The sequence below is a fragment of the Desulfothermus naphthae genome, assembly GCF_054657475.1.
Genome location: NZ_BAAHYQ010000001.1, coordinates 1,180,819 through 1,196,516 on the forward strand (window position 1 = coordinate 1,180,819; position 15,698 = coordinate 1,196,516).

Annotated in this window: 15 protein-coding genes and 3 CRISPR repeat arrays (1 of these 18 running past the window's edge); of the genes, 3 read left to right on the forward strand and 12 right to left on the reverse strand. The window is 32.9% G+C overall.

Going from position 1 to position 15,698, the window contains the following annotated elements; all coding sequences use genetic code 11:
• Positions 1 to 594: direct repeats of the CRISPR family, unit length 30 nt; unit sequence GTTTCAATTCCTCATAGGTAATGTAAAAAC; it begins 492 nt to the left of the window's first position.
• 117 nt (positions 595 to 711) lie between these two features.
• From ACYQ1E_RS05735 to ACYQ1E_RS05745, 3 genes are all read left to right on the forward strand, one after another.
• Complete coding sequence (locus ACYQ1E_RS05735; RefSeq protein WP_459874805.1) at positions 712 to 2,004, forward strand: IS1380 family transposase; 1,293 nt, start codon at positions 712 to 714, stop codon at positions 2,002 to 2,004.
• Positions 2,005 to 2,252: 248 nt separating this feature from the next.
• A CRISPR array of direct repeats spans positions 2,253 to 2,816; the repeat unit is 30 nt; unit sequence GTTTCAATTCCTCATAGGTAATGTAAAAAC.
• A 121-nt stretch (positions 2,817 to 2,937) separates the two neighbouring features.
• A complete protein-coding gene (locus ACYQ1E_RS05740) occupies positions 2,938 to 3,390 on the forward strand; it encodes an IS1/IS1595 family N-terminal zinc-binding domain-containing protein (protein ID WP_459874971.1) in 453 nt (150 codons plus the stop codon).
• The gene (locus tag ACYQ1E_RS05745; protein ID WP_459874973.1) at positions 3,297 to 3,656 is read left to right on the forward strand and encodes an IS1 family transposase; all 360 of its coding nucleotides are present in this window, start codon (positions 3,297 to 3,299) and stop codon (positions 3,654 to 3,656) included. The genes ACYQ1E_RS05740 and ACYQ1E_RS05745 overlap by 94 nt, the downstream gene beginning before the upstream one ends.
• Positions 3,657 to 3,720: 64 nt before the next feature.
• Positions 3,721 to 4,688: a CRISPR direct-repeat array (repeat unit 30 nt; unit sequence GTTTCAATTCCTCATAGGTAATGTAAAAAC).
• Positions 4,689 to 4,866: 178 nt separating this feature from the next.
• Here ACYQ1E_RS05745 and ACYQ1E_RS05750 read toward each other — a convergent pair.
• The 12 genes from ACYQ1E_RS05750 to cas6 form a co-directional block, all read right to left on the reverse strand.
• Positions 4,867 to 6,042: an RNA-guided endonuclease InsQ/TnpB family protein gene (locus tag ACYQ1E_RS05750; protein WP_459876389.1), complete on the reverse strand. Its 1,176-nt coding sequence runs from the start codon at positions 6,040 to 6,042 to the stop codon at positions 4,867 to 4,869.
• A gap of 252 nt (positions 6,043 to 6,294) precedes the next feature.
• Entirely contained in the window at positions 6,295 to 6,558 is a 264-nt protein-coding gene (locus tag ACYQ1E_RS05755; protein ID WP_459876391.1) for an IS66 family transposase, read from the reverse strand.
• A gap of 108 nt (positions 6,559 to 6,666) precedes the next feature.
• Entirely contained in the window at positions 6,667 to 7,038 is a 372-nt protein-coding gene (locus ACYQ1E_RS05760; RefSeq protein ID WP_459878463.1) for a DUF6444 domain-containing protein, read from the reverse strand.
• A gap of 215 nt (positions 7,039 to 7,253) precedes the next feature.
• Positions 7,254 to 7,520, reverse strand: a complete 267-nt coding sequence (gene cas2 / locus ACYQ1E_RS05765; protein WP_459876394.1) for a CRISPR-associated endonuclease Cas2 — start codon at positions 7,518 to 7,520, stop codon at positions 7,254 to 7,256.
• A gap of 1 nt (position 7,521) precedes the next feature.
• A complete protein-coding gene (gene cas1b / locus ACYQ1E_RS05770) occupies positions 7,522 to 8,517 on the reverse strand; it encodes a type I-B CRISPR-associated endonuclease Cas1b (RefSeq protein WP_459876397.1) in 996 nt (331 codons plus the stop codon).
• A 4-nt stretch (positions 8,518 to 8,521) separates the two neighbouring features.
• A complete protein-coding gene (gene cas4 / locus ACYQ1E_RS05775; RefSeq protein WP_459876400.1) occupies positions 8,522 to 9,025 on the reverse strand; it encodes a CRISPR-associated protein Cas4 in 504 nt (167 codons plus the stop codon).
• Between the two features lie 5 nt (positions 9,026 to 9,030).
• Positions 9,031 to 11,388, reverse strand: a complete 2,358-nt coding sequence (gene cas3, locus ACYQ1E_RS05780) for a CRISPR-associated helicase Cas3' (protein ID WP_459876403.1) — start codon at positions 11,386 to 11,388, stop codon at positions 9,031 to 9,033.
• 3 nt (positions 11,389 to 11,391) lie between these two features.
• Positions 11,392 to 12,033 carry a type I-B CRISPR-associated protein Cas5b gene (cas5b, locus tag ACYQ1E_RS05785; protein WP_459876406.1) on the reverse strand — a complete coding sequence of 214 codons (642 nt, stop codon included), beginning with the start codon at positions 12,031 to 12,033 and terminating at the stop codon, positions 11,392 to 11,394.
• Between the two features lie 10 nt (positions 12,034 to 12,043).
• The gene (cas7i, locus tag ACYQ1E_RS05790) at positions 12,044 to 13,087 is read right to left on the reverse strand and encodes a type I-B CRISPR-associated protein Cas7/Cst2/DevR (protein WP_459876409.1); all 1,044 of its coding nucleotides are present in this window, start codon (positions 13,085 to 13,087) and stop codon (positions 12,044 to 12,046) included.
• Positions 13,088 to 13,100: 13 nt separating this feature from the next.
• On the reverse strand, positions 13,101 to 14,471 hold the full coding sequence (gene cas8a1, locus ACYQ1E_RS05795; RefSeq protein ID WP_459876412.1) for a type I-B CRISPR-associated protein Cas8b1/Cst1: 1,371 nt from the start codon (positions 14,469 to 14,471) through the stop codon (positions 13,101 to 13,103).
• Between the two features lie 23 nt (positions 14,472 to 14,494).
• The gene (locus ACYQ1E_RS05800) at positions 14,495 to 14,593 is read right to left on the reverse strand and encodes a hypothetical protein (protein ID WP_459878466.1); all 99 of its coding nucleotides are present in this window, start codon (positions 14,591 to 14,593) and stop codon (positions 14,495 to 14,497) included.
• Positions 14,594 to 14,822: 229 nt separating this feature from the next.
• The gene (gene cas6 / locus ACYQ1E_RS05805; protein WP_459876416.1) at positions 14,823 to 15,566 is read right to left on the reverse strand and encodes a CRISPR-associated endoribonuclease Cas6; all 744 of its coding nucleotides are present in this window, start codon (positions 15,564 to 15,566) and stop codon (positions 14,823 to 14,825) included.
• Between the last annotated feature and the right edge of the window lie 132 nt (positions 15,567 to 15,698).

The window sequence follows — 15,698 nt, forward strand, 5'->3', positions numbered from 1 at the left end:
CTATGGATGAAGAATTTTTGAAGAAATTAGATAAAGCTGTTTCAATTCCTCATAGGTAATGTAAAAACAGCCATTAAAAAAGTATCTTATGATGTTTATTGTAAGTTTCAATTCCTCATAGGTAATGTAAAAACATGCGACAACATCGGATTTAGCGGATTATCTTGCAGGTTTCAATTCCTCATAGGTAATGTAAAAACTAAGGAAAAGAGGATTATTCGTTCTTATCTTTCTGGGTTTCAATTCCTCATAGGTAATGTAAAAACTAAAAAACAAATAATTAATGCATTAAAAGATATAGGTTTCAATTCCTCATAGGTAATGTAAAAACACAGTCTTTGGATGTGCTTAAGTCCTATGCTTTCCTGTTTCAATTCCTCATAGGTAATGTAAAAACGAGTATCATCTTCTAATTCAAAATCAAGTACTCCCCAGTTTCAATTCCTCATAGGTAATGTAAAAACCTGGAATTCTGCCCTCTGCCATTCAAAGGGCTAAGTTTCAATTCCTCATAGGTAATGTAAAAACGAGAAAGCGCAGGATCCCCACCCTTGACCATAACCTGTTTCAATTCCTCATAGGTAATGTAAAAACTACAATATATAAATAAAACCTAAAATTTGCATCATAAGATAATGTTTAGCTTGACAATATAGTGAATTAATGGTATAAAGTGTTTCAAATAGGAAGTATGAAGGAGGCACTGATTCTATGCGTAGATTCCATGTTAAGTTCACTGAAAAAAATCTTACGGGCAACGCCGGACTGGTATTGCTGGGCCTGTTTGCTGACAAACTGAAGCTTCCCAAGATGCTTGAGCAACACATTACTATTAAGCGGGGAGCTACCGCACAGTATAAGGTTTCCGACATTATCATGATTTTGATGATGGCAGTGTTAGCTGGGGCTAAGCATATGAGCCATGTATTTATCCTAAGATCTGATTTAGCATTGAGGTCGCTTTTTAAATGGGAAAGGTTTCCTGACTATACTACCATAAATCGGGTTTTTAAGTTGTTTAATCCCCGACATTGCAATGAGCTCTCCGATGTAGAAACAAAAGTGCGCAAAAAGGTTTGGGGTAAAAAATGGTTTAGCCGCATCACTTTAGATTTGGACTCTACAGTGCGTGGGGTGTATGGGAAACAGGAAGGTGCCGAGAAGGGTTACAACCCCAAGAAGCCAGGACAAAGGGGATATCATCCGCTACTTTGCTTTATTGCTGAGACGCGGGAATGTCTTCACAACTGGTTTAGAGCCGGAGATGCTTATTCAGCCAATGGTTGTGTAGAGTTTATGCAAGAGTGCTTTGCCAAGCTTCCAAGGAGAGTCTGGAAAATTATTGTACGTGCAGATTCCGCCTTTTTTAATGGAGAACTTTTAGACTACTTAGAAGAGGCTCATGCTTTGTACTTAATCAAGGTTAAGATGCGAGGACTCACTCAGCTTTTAGAAGCTCAGAAATGGCACAAGGTTAAAAATAGACCTGGCTATGAGAAGACCGAATTCACATACAAATGTGAAAGGTGGAAGCACCCCCGCCGGTTTGTGGCCGTACGTCAAGTAATAGAGAGCAAATTTAGTTGCTTTTTTTTCAGCGTTACAAAGACTGAGTATGATTATTTTTGTTATGTAACAAATATGAACCTGAGTCCCTGGGACGTCCACAGGTATTATTGCCAACGGGGGGCCAGTGAAAACTGGATTGAGTGGTGTAAGGGACAGATGGCCTCTGGAAGCATTTTGACACAGGATTTTTGGGCCAACTCCGCCATATTCCAGACCTGTATTCTGGCTTACAATCTACTGGTTTGGATGATGTGGCTCAACGATGAAGATGGTTTTAGAGAAGAGCCCAACACAATCCGCATGTTTCTAATCCATGTTCCAGCTCGGCTGATGCATGCGGGACGACAATGGTTCCTTCGATTATCGAGGGATTATTTTTTCAAAGAACGTTGGATAAAGATAGAAAATTCCATCCGGTCATTACAATTTGCTTAATCTTTTTTTGAGAGTATCCTCCAAAATAGGATTTTGCGTAAGTCCATGTGCAGTGGTGTGCCTTTACACACCCGTAAAGAGAGCCACTGACCGCAGCTTCTACCTGAAAAAGCCTTCCAAGTCACAATGAGGGAGACATATCCTTTAACATAACAGCTCCATATCTAGGTATCTCTGTCCAGAACAATCAGTTGCTTACGATTGAACTGTAATTGCAGATTTTAGGTAAAATTAGAACAGTTAAACAAGTTTCAATTCCTCATAGGTAATGTAAAAACCAGAATTACAAACACAAAAACAAAATAAAAATATTAGTTTCAATTCCTCATAGGTAATGTAAAAACTTTCTGATACAGGGACTATGACTATGACAAAGTCTGGGTTTCAATTCCTCATAGGTAATGTAAAAACATATGAAGACAATTACGATTTCTTTAGGTTATGATTGTTTCAATTCCTCATAGGTAATGTAAAAACTAGGTGTGGTAATGTAATTACAACACAATGTTCGGAGTTTCAATTCCTCATAAGTAATGTAAAAACGGCGATATAAAGTGGATCACTGATGATTATGCAACCCTGTTTCAATTCCTCATAGGTAATGTAAAAACCCAGAGTGTGGGCACTTATCACTATCCTTTATGGAGGGTTTCAATTCCTCATAGGTAATGTAAAAACTGGGAGTTTTAAATGCGCAGAGGTCTCTTCTGCCAAGTTTCAATTCCTCATAGGTAATGTAAAAACCGATGAATAAAGAGATTATTGGAGCATCTACATGGACGTTTCAATTCCTCATAGGTAATGTAAAAACGTCTTTTGAGGGAAAAGACATTTTTGTCGTTTTCTCGTTTCAATTCCTCATAGGTGAGAGTGTTTACATTTAGATAGAAATATAATATAAGTTATCCCAACCAAAATAATGGGAGGGAGAAAATGGTTGTATGCAAGCATTGTAATTCAACGCAAGTCGTCAAAAATGGTTTTGTTCGTAAAAAACAGCGGTATCTCTGCAAGAACTGTTCACGAACTTTTGTGATAGGAGATGCAAGGAGAAAAGAATCTCTGAAAGTAAAAAAAGCTCTTGCAGTTATTCTTTATTCTCTTGGTAAAGCATCATTTGGCTTTTTAGCTAAATTATTTGGAGTTTCTCGTTCATTGACTTACCGATGGATAAAAGAGGAAGCCGAATCACTTCCAGAACCAGTTATATCTAATGAGATAAAAGAAATAGAATTTGATGAGATGTGGCATTTTATCCAGTCAAAAAAAACAAAATATGGATTATCAAGGCGTTGGATCGTAGCAGAGGGCGAACTATTGCCTGGGTTATTGGCAATCGTGATGCTTCAACCTTCAGACGGTTATACAAAAAACTTGAACAATTGAAGGACTGTGTTTTTTATACAGATGATTGGGAAGCTTTTAAGAAGGTATTGCCGCGAGAGCGCCATATAATAGGAAAAAGAGGAACAGTAACAATAGAAAGAGATAATAGCAATACAAGACATCATCTTGGACGAATGACACGTAGGACGAAAGTTGTATCTAAAAAGGAAGAAATGGTTCATGCATCAATGAAATTATGGCATGCATTAACTGATCCTGAAATTTTTGCCCAATATCAGCAAAGATTTTTATCTATCTTTAGGTGAACACTCTCTCATAGGTAATGTAAAAACTTGAGCAGAAAAAACAAGTATGGGAGCAGTTATTAAAGTTTCAATTCCTCATAGGTAATGTAAAAACCCCGATTGCAAACTTATGTAGCCAAGGAAAATAACTGTTTCAATTCCTCATAGGTAATGTAAAAACCTCTTTTTACCCTTTCTTATCCTTCTTGCAATAGAAGTTTCAATTCCTCATAGGTAATGTAAAAAACCTGGAAATATGACTATAGATTGGGGAGAAGGTGAGGTGTTTCAATTCCTCATAGGTAATGTAAAAAACTATTTATGGACACACAATCAATATTGATTTTTGTAAGTTTCAATTCCTCATAGGTAATGTAAAAAACTCTTTGCGACATTCTCACCCCCCTGAACTGCACCGAAGTTTCAATTCCTCATAGGTAATGTAAAAAACTCATGGATCAGTTTACCCGATTCAAACAGGAGGTGAGTTTCAATTCCTCATAGGTAATGTAAAAAACAGTTAATTTAGAAGATTTAAAAGATTTTACTCCAAGGTTTCAATTCCTCATAGGTAATGTAAAAAACGGCCTAGGAAGAAGCTAGAGTTTGGCGTCTTTGCCAGTTTCAATTCCTCATAGGTAATGTAAAAAACGCAGGCAATATGGCTCAGATATTTTCAAATCTCTAGTTTCAATTCCTCATAGGTAATGTAAAAAACCATAACGGGCAGCGCTTCGCGGGCCGAAAAGGCCAGTTTCAATTCCTCATAGGTAATGTAAAAAACTTGAATGTTGCGAAATACTTTACAATGGAGTGCCTTTGTTTCAATTCCTCATAGGTAATGTAAAAAACAAGTATAAATTTTGTTGTTCTCTTTTATATAAACCTCGTTTCAATTCCTCATAGGTAATGTAAAAAACTTGTGTAAGAGAAGGAATTCCCTCTGGGGAAAAACAGTTTCAATTCCTCATAGGTAATGTAAAAAACAGGGGACTTTAGCCCAGGGCAAATCATCTTATACGGGTTTCAATTCCTCATAGGTAATGTAAAAAACCACGGAAATATTTAAAAAAATTTTTTATCCTATTAAAAAATTCCTCTTGTTGAGCATTTTTTCAGGTGTAAATATCAACTTTTTTCCGTCATAGCAAGCAGTTTTTTACACCATCTCAGACTGACAGAAGTTTGTGACTACTCCTCGCCCTAAAGGACGAGGCTTCTACCCTACACCTTAACAAGGTGCTCGGAGAGACTGTAGCCCCAGTCTCAGAATATTTAGAGCTGCGTTATGGTCTCGATTAGCCACAAAACCACACTCAGGACAGACGTGAGTGCGAATTGATAGACTCTTCGAGACTACACAGCCACAATTGCTACAAATTTGTGAGGTTTGCCTGGGATTTACAAACAAAACTTTTTTACCCTGTTCCAAAGCTTTATAGATGAGAATATCAAAAAATTTGCTCCAACCAGCATCAAGAATGGATTTGTTGAGACCTGCTTTCCAGGATGCACCATTGGGAAGATATTTACCGTTCTCATCTTGTATTGGCTTAGGACGTCTGACCATATTTTTAACTTTAAGTTTTTCACACACAACGAGGTCAGTATGAGACAGAAGGAAATTAACGGTCTTATGCAAAAAATCGAGCCTAGCACATCTGATACGGTAATGAGTTTTTTGAATAGCCTTGAGGAGTTTATACCAGCGGGGAGTATATTTTCTCTCCCTGGAGAACCTGCGTTGCAACTTTCTAAAATTTTGCTCTTTTCGTCTCAGATGCTTCGGACAGGGCACATGGAGGCCATTGCTGGCATATACAAAGTCAAGAAGACCCATGTCTATCCCTATGGGTGGAAGTTCCTGCTTAGGCTCAACTTCAAGCTCTTGCTCGAAGGAGAAGCAGGCAAACCACTTGCCAGCCTCATAGGATATAGTGAGGGTCTTTATCTTTGCGTTAGTTGGGATTTCTCTATGATAGCGAATTTTAATTTGACCGATTTTGGGGACTCTAATGTATCCGTATCTACCTTCAACAACAGGTCTATCATAGAATTGTGGATAGGTGATGGAATTCCACTGTCCTCTCTTTTTGTATTTTGGAAATCCCGGTATTTCACCTTTTTTGACTCTACGAAAGAAATCTTTAAATGCTTTATCGAGTCTTTTGAGGACGTTTTGAAGAACCTGGGAAGGTATCGACTTGAACCATGGACGTTCTTTTTTGAGTTGTGGAAGCCAATTTGCCTGGTGGTAGTAGTTAATGCTTTTCTTTGTAGATTGGTAAACTTCTATTCTTTCTTTGAGAGCCCAGTTATAGAGGTAACGAGACATGGAGAACTGATTGAGAATACGTGTTTCCTGAGAACGTGTTGGATATATTCTGTATTTATATGCTTTTTTCATGTTCATCATTATACAAAACAAAAAGAAAAAAGATAAGCCTGCTACATCCCATACCTAAAGGAAGGGGTCTTGCAGGCTTAAATTAGATAAATTATAATGTCCAAAGTAGATATTTGATAATTCAGGATCACAGCTTTCTGCTAAACCCCTCGCCCTCCTTATAAGATGACTCAAACATGTCTGCCTGGAATTAACCCACTTCTTATAAAACACCATAACCATCACTAACAAGTATCCCTTCCCATTGCCCTATTAACTCTTTAAATGCTTCTTTTGAACGTCTCTTAAGAACCATAAAAAAGCAATCGTACTATTTACCATCACCCATAACCAGTATAAATCCCCACACTTATACCCCGTCGTTTCATCTACATGATTCACTTTTGATGACCTAGCCTTGTCCCGAATCGCTTTATAATGAGGTAAAATAGCTTCTGAACCACGGTTCATTACTTTCTGGATTGCTCCAAGACTGATACACAGCCCAAGCACTGAATGGCAAAAACCCTGAACCATCCGACGACTATTTCCGGCTATCCCACCAAGTTCAACTATAAACGCCGAAAGATGAGAACCATACCCTGTCCGGTATTCCGAAGGAACATAACCTTTTTGCTCCCTACCTCATGACTTGCACTTCCCTTTATAAAGATGAAAATGGGATACTTCCAGTTGAATCTTAGGTAATTCAATATGCTGATGGGTGTAATAATGCTCAATATCTTTAAATTCACAACAACCGCACTTACACCGCTCAGGATAAATATGTTCTTCCTTTGTGGGCTCCAATAACTGCTGCCTTACTCCACCATGACCTTTCTTCCTCTTCCCTGCCTTTCCCTTTTCTTTGTTTGCCCTTGGCCTACGATAAGGATTATCTGATGACGGAGGTTGATTTGAATTGGAAGAGTTACGCTTTGATAGTTTTTCAACACCCCTTTCAAGTTTCTTCACTCGTTCCGAAAATTCGGCTATCCTCTTTTCACGCTCAATTATAAAACGCCGAACCGATGAGGGGGTTGCCTTCCAGTCTTCTTCTGAAAAAGGCTATCCCAAAGCTTCTGCCCTTGATGAAATATCAACAGTGACTGTTTTTCTCTTTTTCAATTTTTTCTCCTAAAATCACTACTTTCTTTACACTAAAAAACACCCTCTGTAAAACAAAAATTTATCCCCCATTATGACATCCTGTGAACGTTTACGACAGAAGTTTATAAAAATTTAGAATCTTCCTTTTTATCATTTCCTAACACTTCACGTTTACTATAAAGCAAACTTCTAAATGAGTAAATTATTACAGAATCGCCATCTTCTTTAACCAGGATTTCATTTATCTCACTTTTTAACTTTTCTAACCTAGCGCGAGTAATCTCACCTTCAAAAACAGAATTTTGCACCCATTCTAAATATCTCCTGCACAATTTTAACATCTTATTGCATCTTTTTTGATTAACATCATAATATAAAATAACAAACATTTTACCATTCCATTACAAAGGGTTTATAATCTTCATCACCAATAAGGTATTTCTCTAACTTATAAAGTTCTAGCCTTATAAGCCTTCTGTAACTTACTTTTTTATTTATTTTTCTATAGGTTATGGTCCTAGACAAAAACTCTTCCATCTTTTCCAATATTTTTCTTCGTCCCTTATCTGACAATATTATCTTTTCAAGACCTTTATCAAAATCTTTTCTAGTTATTATACCATGTTTTATTAGAGAAATTAACAATCTATCACCAATCACTACCTTAAATATTTCTGCTATATCTAGATTAAGAGAAAATCTTCTAAAATTAGTAGTATGCAAAAAACCAATTCTAGGATCAAGATGGGTTTGATATATTTCACTTAAGACATAAGTATATATTAGGCTATTTACAAAACTAATAAGAGTATTCAAATAGTCCTGTGGAGGACGACGAGTCCTTTTGTTAAAACAAAAATCTTTATTATCAAGAATTTTATTAAAACTATTATAATATATTCCTTTAGCTTTGCCTTCAAAGCTCATAAGCTCTTCTATGCTAATACATTTTTCTACATTCACAAGAACTTCTTCCAACATATTTATCTCAAGGTCAAGATCATATTCTCTACGTTTATAGTATTTAAGTATTTTTAGACTATTTTTAATAGCCCCTTCTACAAATCTTTTAGCCAAATACAAACGCTTATTGCTATCATCATAAGACCGCACCTGATTTAAAATCATAAACCCCGAATTATAGTGTTCTCTGGGATAAAAACTTCCAGAATAGTACCCATAATAATTAAAATAATGTAAAATAATTTCTTTTTGAGTTAAAAAATTTAACAATTTTGTATTAAAAGAAACCTCTCCAAATATGAAAATTTCTTTAATATTCTCTACAGGGAGAAACTTCTTTTTACCGTCTTTTGTTTCAAAAAATAGAGTATTATCCCTTCTTTTTAGGTGTCCACTGGAAAAGATATAAAGTGTTTCTCTCATTTGACTAGCTCCAACAAAATTCTAAATAAGAACATTTTTTACATTTAGAAGTAAATTTCTTTTTTGGAGATTTATCCCGAGAAATTAATTTATGTATATCTACTAAATATTTCTCCAGCTTTGAGATAGAACCTTCGTCTAATTCAACAGTAAAAATCTTTTTGGACCTAGGGATATGAATTTCTCCTTTTACAGAATACCCTTTTTTACTTAATTCTAAAAGATAATATAAAAGCTGAGCTTTAGCTGCTTCTAAAAATTTTTCACTCTTTTTTACTTCTATCAAGGTAAAAGTTCCATCCTTATTTCTTATAAAATCTATCTTACCTCCTTCTATTAAGATTTCTTTTTTTTCTCGCTTATAACTATCAGATGCAATTAATCTACCAATAGCCAAAAACTCATTATATTGATTGCCTGTAATTTGGCGTGACATTAGCCAGGCCTGTCTTGGGCAGAATAAGTAAGCTTCTATTAGAGAACCTGTAATTTTAAAGTTATTAACCATAATTTTTACCAAAATAATGTTTCTTTTTTAAAATCTTCTTTTTCATCTATAAGCCCCAATTCCTCGCTGTATTTAAGATAAATAACATAGATGTTATTTGTTATTAACTTATCGTTTAATTCAATTACAAATTTTTCCTCACTTATAATTCCTTCTTTTAAAAATTTATAAAAAAGATTTCTATTTAAATTTACCAATAATTTTTCGGCTTCAATAAAATTATAATTTTGCAATAACTCTTTATACTCATTATAGAAAGCAACTGGTAAAACTTTAATATCTGTAAATCTACTATAAAATTTCTCTTCTCCTTCTTTACAGTAAGAAAAAGGCATTAATGTTTTTAATGACTCATCAAACAACTTGATTGTTTCATCAAAAAGTTTTTGTTCTTGTTCTGTCCAAGATGGATAAACTGTATCCAATAACTCCTGTAAAATCTTCTCGTCAAGATTATCATTTATTTTTGATAATACAGATACAGTCGCTTGAATTTTTTCTATAGGATAAACAAATTTATCATTTTTGCCTCCAATTTCACATAAATATATAGGAGAGATTTCTTTTTTTGCTTTTCTATTTACTCTTCCAAATCTTTGAACTAAAGCATCCAAAGGTGCTGGCTCTGTAATCATTACATCATAATCAATATCAAGACTAACCTCTATTGTTTGAGTACCCACAAGAACTTTTGTATTTTCATCTTGAAGTTTTTGTTCTTTAATATTCCTATCTTTTTGATTAAATCTTCCATGAACTAGAACAATATCGTCTTTTTTAAATAAGTTAGTGTTTAAAATTTTTTTATATACCTCTTGAGCACGTGAAACAGTATTGCATACAAAAATATATTTTTTTGATTTATCATAATTAGTTAAGAACTCATTTTGCAAAAAATTAATGATATCTCCTTTATATAATATTATTTTATGTCTTTTTAAATTAGAAAGTAAATTATCGTCAGCATAAATAACAGTATCTATTTCAAGATAATTTTTTATAATTTCAATCATAAAGGTTGGTAATGTTGCAGTCATTATAAAAATGTCGTTATAAAAGTATTTCTTTAAAAATCTTAACATTACAATAAGTTGAGCAAATGTTTGAACATCATAAGCGTGAATCTCATCAAATATTAATTTAGCTCCAGAGAGAAAAAACAATCCCTTTTCAAAGCCTTTTATTCCAAAAAAATACTTTAACAACTGAAATGGAGTTGCAACAATTACTGGAGAAAGCAAGGTTTTATACTGCGCTACCAATTTTTTTATCTTTTTATTTCGTTTAATATTCTCTTCTTTAGAATTCACATCTGTGAAATATTCAGAGATATAATGAGAAATATTACCATGTAATAAACCTACAATATTTGAGAATTCTTTTTCTTTATTGGACACTTCAAAATCCATATAATTCACCAATCTTTTGTGCATTGCATTGATTGAAGCAGTATAAGGTAACACATAAAATACCCTGCCTTGCTTTTTCTCCAATACATTTTTTAACCATCCTAATGCTGACTCTGTCTTCCCTGATCCTGTTGGTGCAATCAATATTGATGAAGTATTTGCTTTAAAACTTTCTTTTTGGTGTTTATAAAGTCTATATTTAGCTTTAAAAGCATCAATAAATTTAAAATTACCTTTATTTAAAAGATAAATTTTCTTTATTTTAGCGGAACCAAGATGATCTGAAATTTTTAGTCCAGCCCATAGCATAAGATTTTGAAAATATTCTTCACTTAAAAAATTACACGAAAAATTACAATACTTATTAATAGGGTTTTTTAACGTATCAACTTTTATTGGTTCTTCTTTTAACGTATAAGGAATGTTGAATAATTTTCTTTTTTGTTCAAACAAACTTAAATATTCATTTAAAACTTCTTTGGAAAAATTGTGTTTGAGATTCTCTAAAAAATCTTTTGGGTGATATTTTATTTTATTTTTCCATTGCGTTTGATATTCAAATTCAAGATCTTCCTCATTTATTAAGGATTTTTTTAACTCATCAAAACTTTTATGATGTGCCAAGATTGCTTTTGCAATTAAATCTTGTTTCCATTCCGGAATATCTAATTTATAAACAAATGGAATAGAATAGATTTCATGTCTCTGACCTTGCCAGTAATTTTTTTCTCCTTTTAATTTCTTTTGAAATTCTGAATGCATTTTCCCAAAATCATGAAAAAATATAGCACAAAAAAGTAACTCCCAAAATCTTTTTAAGTTAGTAAGTTCAGACGCAACAGGTAAAGAATTTTTTAATTGTTTGAATATAACTAAATCATCATTGATATGTTCAGAAAGTGTTGTTCCATCAGACTTTGCTAAAATAAAATCAATAAGTTTTTTTTCACTCATCTTTTAAAATTCTTGCCATAGAACATCCCAGTCTTTTTCACTATCATAAAAACCATTTGCTTTAGCACTTACAAATCCACTTTTATAATCTAAGACTGTATAAGGTTCTGTTCCTATATTCCTTCTTGGTATCGTGTTAGAAAAATATTTTGGTAAAGCCTGAATAATTCCTGGGATAAGACCATATTTAAGAGGAACAATTGTTCCTTTTAATTTATCTAAAATATTTTTCTCTACTACTTCCAGTTCAACAATCTCATTAACACTTGCCAAATCAGAACTTCTACCTATCAATACAGGGAACTTAGGTTTTTTTAGCCAATCAACTATATATCTAGAATCAGTATACAAGAAAAGCTCTGTATCAAATAAAATTTCTCTTTTTATTACATTTGATTTTATTTCCCTTAATTTCCCGTACTTGATTTGATAAATTGTCTCTAAATCAGTAGCTTTAGTTTTATATAAAAACACGTATCCAATTTTTTCAACTTCAGGAATAAAATAAGAACCTTTAGCAGCTGAAATTAAACCTATAATTGTAGATAATGGTGGTACAGGTAAAGTAGGTTGATAGTTCGTAATCAAATTTGGATACCTAAAAGAGGCTGTCCAACTTGAAATATTTACCCTATAGACTTTCATTTGCACCTCTTCAGATTTTTAATTCATTGACAAATTTATCAATAATTTCGTTTACTGCCCCATATTTAATTTTATTTTCATCTTGTAATTTTACAAATTCATCATTTAATTCATCCATAAATCCAGATCTTTTGCCAACATAAATTTTACCTTCAATATCATCCTGATATTCCCTAATTACTTCCTTTAGAGCATCAATTGAAAACACAGGTTTACCAAGTTCTTCTTTAGCAAGATGAGAAAAAGGATGATTTCCAGAGGCAAATTTGCACAATATTATTAGTTTAGGCGTTACATCAGCCATATTTGTTGTTTGCTTAGCACCGCCAGATATATATTTTAAAGCAGAGATTGTATCTTTTATTCTTTTTAATCTTTCTGAATCATCAATTCTAATTAATTTAATTGGGTTCCCTTTCTTGTCTTTTAGGTAAGGGTCATCAATTTCTATTGCTCCTTTTTGTAAATACAATTTCCTCATCTCTTCATTAATATTCTGAAAACCTGATCTTTCTATAGGTGAAAATGTGCCTACCATATCAATATCAATTGAAAACATTCCTTTCATAACAGCACAATATTCATCTTTTCCATAAGGGACTGCATCTCCTTCCTGCCTGGACATAGAGGACCAAAACTGAACAATTGGATTGTAATTAACCGCTATTAAAGCAGAATTTTTTAAGGGCGAAACTCTTGTAAGAGTTGCATTAACAGATTTTTCTTTGCCGGTATCAGGGTCAATTATTTTTTTCTTTCCAGCTCTCATATAACCAAACATATCATCATCAGGATAAATCATAGGATCAGCCTCTGTGTAAGCAATTCTTTTTTCTCTAATTATTGGAGACATATTCCAATTAAATTTTTTCTCCAATGTTTCTCTCCACCAATATCTCCATGCCTGTCCAGAGACATAAGGATATTCTTTGCCATTTTTCCTTATTTTTTTTGTCATTACAGCATTATCAAGATGTGTTGATGTGTCATTTCCGGCATTGTTTAAAGCTGCTACATCAACATCAATCATTACAAATCCTTGAATAGTCTTCATTTTTATACCTCCTTTAAAATTCTGTTAACTCTTCTTCTGGCTCTGTAAAATTTATTTCTTCAACATTGATTCCTTCAATATTTTTTTTATGAAGTAGTTCATAAAGGTAAATAATAAGTATATCTCTAATCTCAGACCAGTAAGTTCCATCAGGAAACAAATAATTTACATATTCTTCCAGGGTGATAAGTGGCTCTTTTTCTCCATTTAGGTAGTGCTTTTTTATAAGTGAAATAATAACAGCCCTTAATTGAAAAGCCTTACTGGCACTCTCAATCATAGTTAAATATTTTTTGAAATTATTGTCATCTTTTTTAGCAATCTCAATTATTGAATTTCCAAGCTTTTTGATAAGTTGGATCTGCTCAGCATTCATATTCTTAACCTCCTTTAAGTAGTAGTCGAACATTAACGTACTTACGTTTTTATGTTTTAAAAAACACTCTCTGTAAAACTTTCTAAAAGTGGGCACCAAATTTACTCCATTTAATAATTTTTCAACTATTTCATTTTTATTATCTTTATAGTCCTTATAGTCAATTTCATCATTTTTTTTATCTCTCCATACTTCATTTATATCATCCCATTCTGCTTTATTAATTTTGTAATGTTTATTAAAAAATAAATACCAATCTTTTTTACATGATTTTAACACCTTATTGAGATAACTAAAAACAGGACTAGGCAAAATATAAATCTCACAATTAGGTTTAGCGGCATAATTAGTAAAATAATATAATTGTAATGTTTCTCTTTCACAGTTGAAATTAATTATTAAATCTGTAGCCATATTAAAAAGAGCATTTTTGGGATTTTTAAAATCAGATTGTAAAATGCCATCTGAAATACCTTGAGAAAGCTTGTTTAAATTTGTTTTAATTACCTTCTCTGTCCAATAATTGATGGTCTTCTCATTAGTTAAATGAAGCAGTGCAAGGTTTCCCCCCATTTGGAGAACGGAAAGAGGTAAAAAAAATAGTTTAACAATACAATCTTTACAAATTAAAATACCCTCTTCATGACAATGGTGGTAATTAACAAACGCCCCTGACCCGGAAAGGGGATAAATATCTCTACCAGATCTAAAAAGCTTTTCCTCTTTTCCGCATATTCTACAATTTCCAAAAGAAACAGAGCTGTTTCCTTTTCCATGTAAGTCATTGAAAAAATCCATTGTTTCCTGTTTTGCTCTTTTTCTTTTATGAACATTTGTTATGTTTGAATTAAGTTGAAGAGAATCAAGTTTGCCTTTCCAATTATGAATAAACCAATCACTTACCATATCTATGAGATCTATAATAGATTTATTTTTAAAAACTCTTTTTAATTCTTCAATTACTGCATTACCTGCATCAACAAATGGATCACCTGTAATCATAAACATATTTTTATACCTCTTTTTCCTTTTTAAAACACCATGCTTCTTTTTTCAAAAAACTCCTTCTGCCATCTATAAAAAAGTGTAGGATGTATATTATATTCATCACATACATTTGATACGGGCACATTTTCCAGTAGATTTTTCTTCAAAATCATCACTTTTTCTTGTGGGAGTGTCATGTCTTCTTTTCTTACTCATGATTTTCCTCCTCAAAATTTAGTCTTAGCTAACATACTTTGAGGAAAATTCCAATTCCGTCTGAGGTAAGACAATTTTACCCTCCAAAAAATATTTCTTATTTGTAACAGCGAGTAACATTATTTTACAATTTTTAATCTAATCTTAATAACGCATTTATTCCCTTTTCATCCATCTATCTATTACTTCCCACATCCCAAATCCCATGGAATTTCTTTCTCCAAGTCCTGTATCATAGGCAAATTTCAAAAACTCTGGCTCTCCTGACAGTTCAAACACTCCTTTCCAGCCCTCGATCACTGCGCCTTTTTCTCTATTTCCATACCAAATAGCGGCCTTCTTTATTTGAATAGGCTCAATCCTTAGCTCATAGGGGCACTCTTCTTTTTTTAAAGCAACCCATTTTTTTTGTAGATTTTTGCTAATTGACTCGGAAAATCTATCTCCTGGAGGGCAGAGTTTATATTTTCCATCATCTCCAGTAGAACGCATGGCGATTGGATTTAGGGATTTAATTTTAATTTTAGGCCCAAACCTTTTAGGTGGTAACACTGCAATGGAGTTTAAAAAAACTTTGTTCTCACCCAAAAAAAACTCATCTCCTGTTATAAAATTTCCGGCTACTTGCTCTAAAATCCAATTTACAGGAGATGAGATATAAAAGCTAATTTTTGGAGGAAATGAAAACATATTATTTTTCTTATCTAACCTTCCTTTTTCCAATATTGAAGAAAAAGTAAAAAGTTTAAATTTTCTCTTTTCATATCTAAAACCTTCATTATGAAGCCAAATAGCGGAAGGACCATCTAATAGATTGTAGATTAAACCTTGTAGGGTCCTTAAAAAACCCTTTTTAAGATGAATAAGACCATTTGAATTCAATTCAACTTTTATTCTCATACAATCTCCATAAGTACAGTTTTTATTTTATGCTATAAAATTTATTTTTGGTTTTCAATAGTTGGAGCTAAAAATTTAATTGTCAGTTGAAAAAAAAATCTACTCTTCCTTATATTGTTTCCAAAAAAGTTA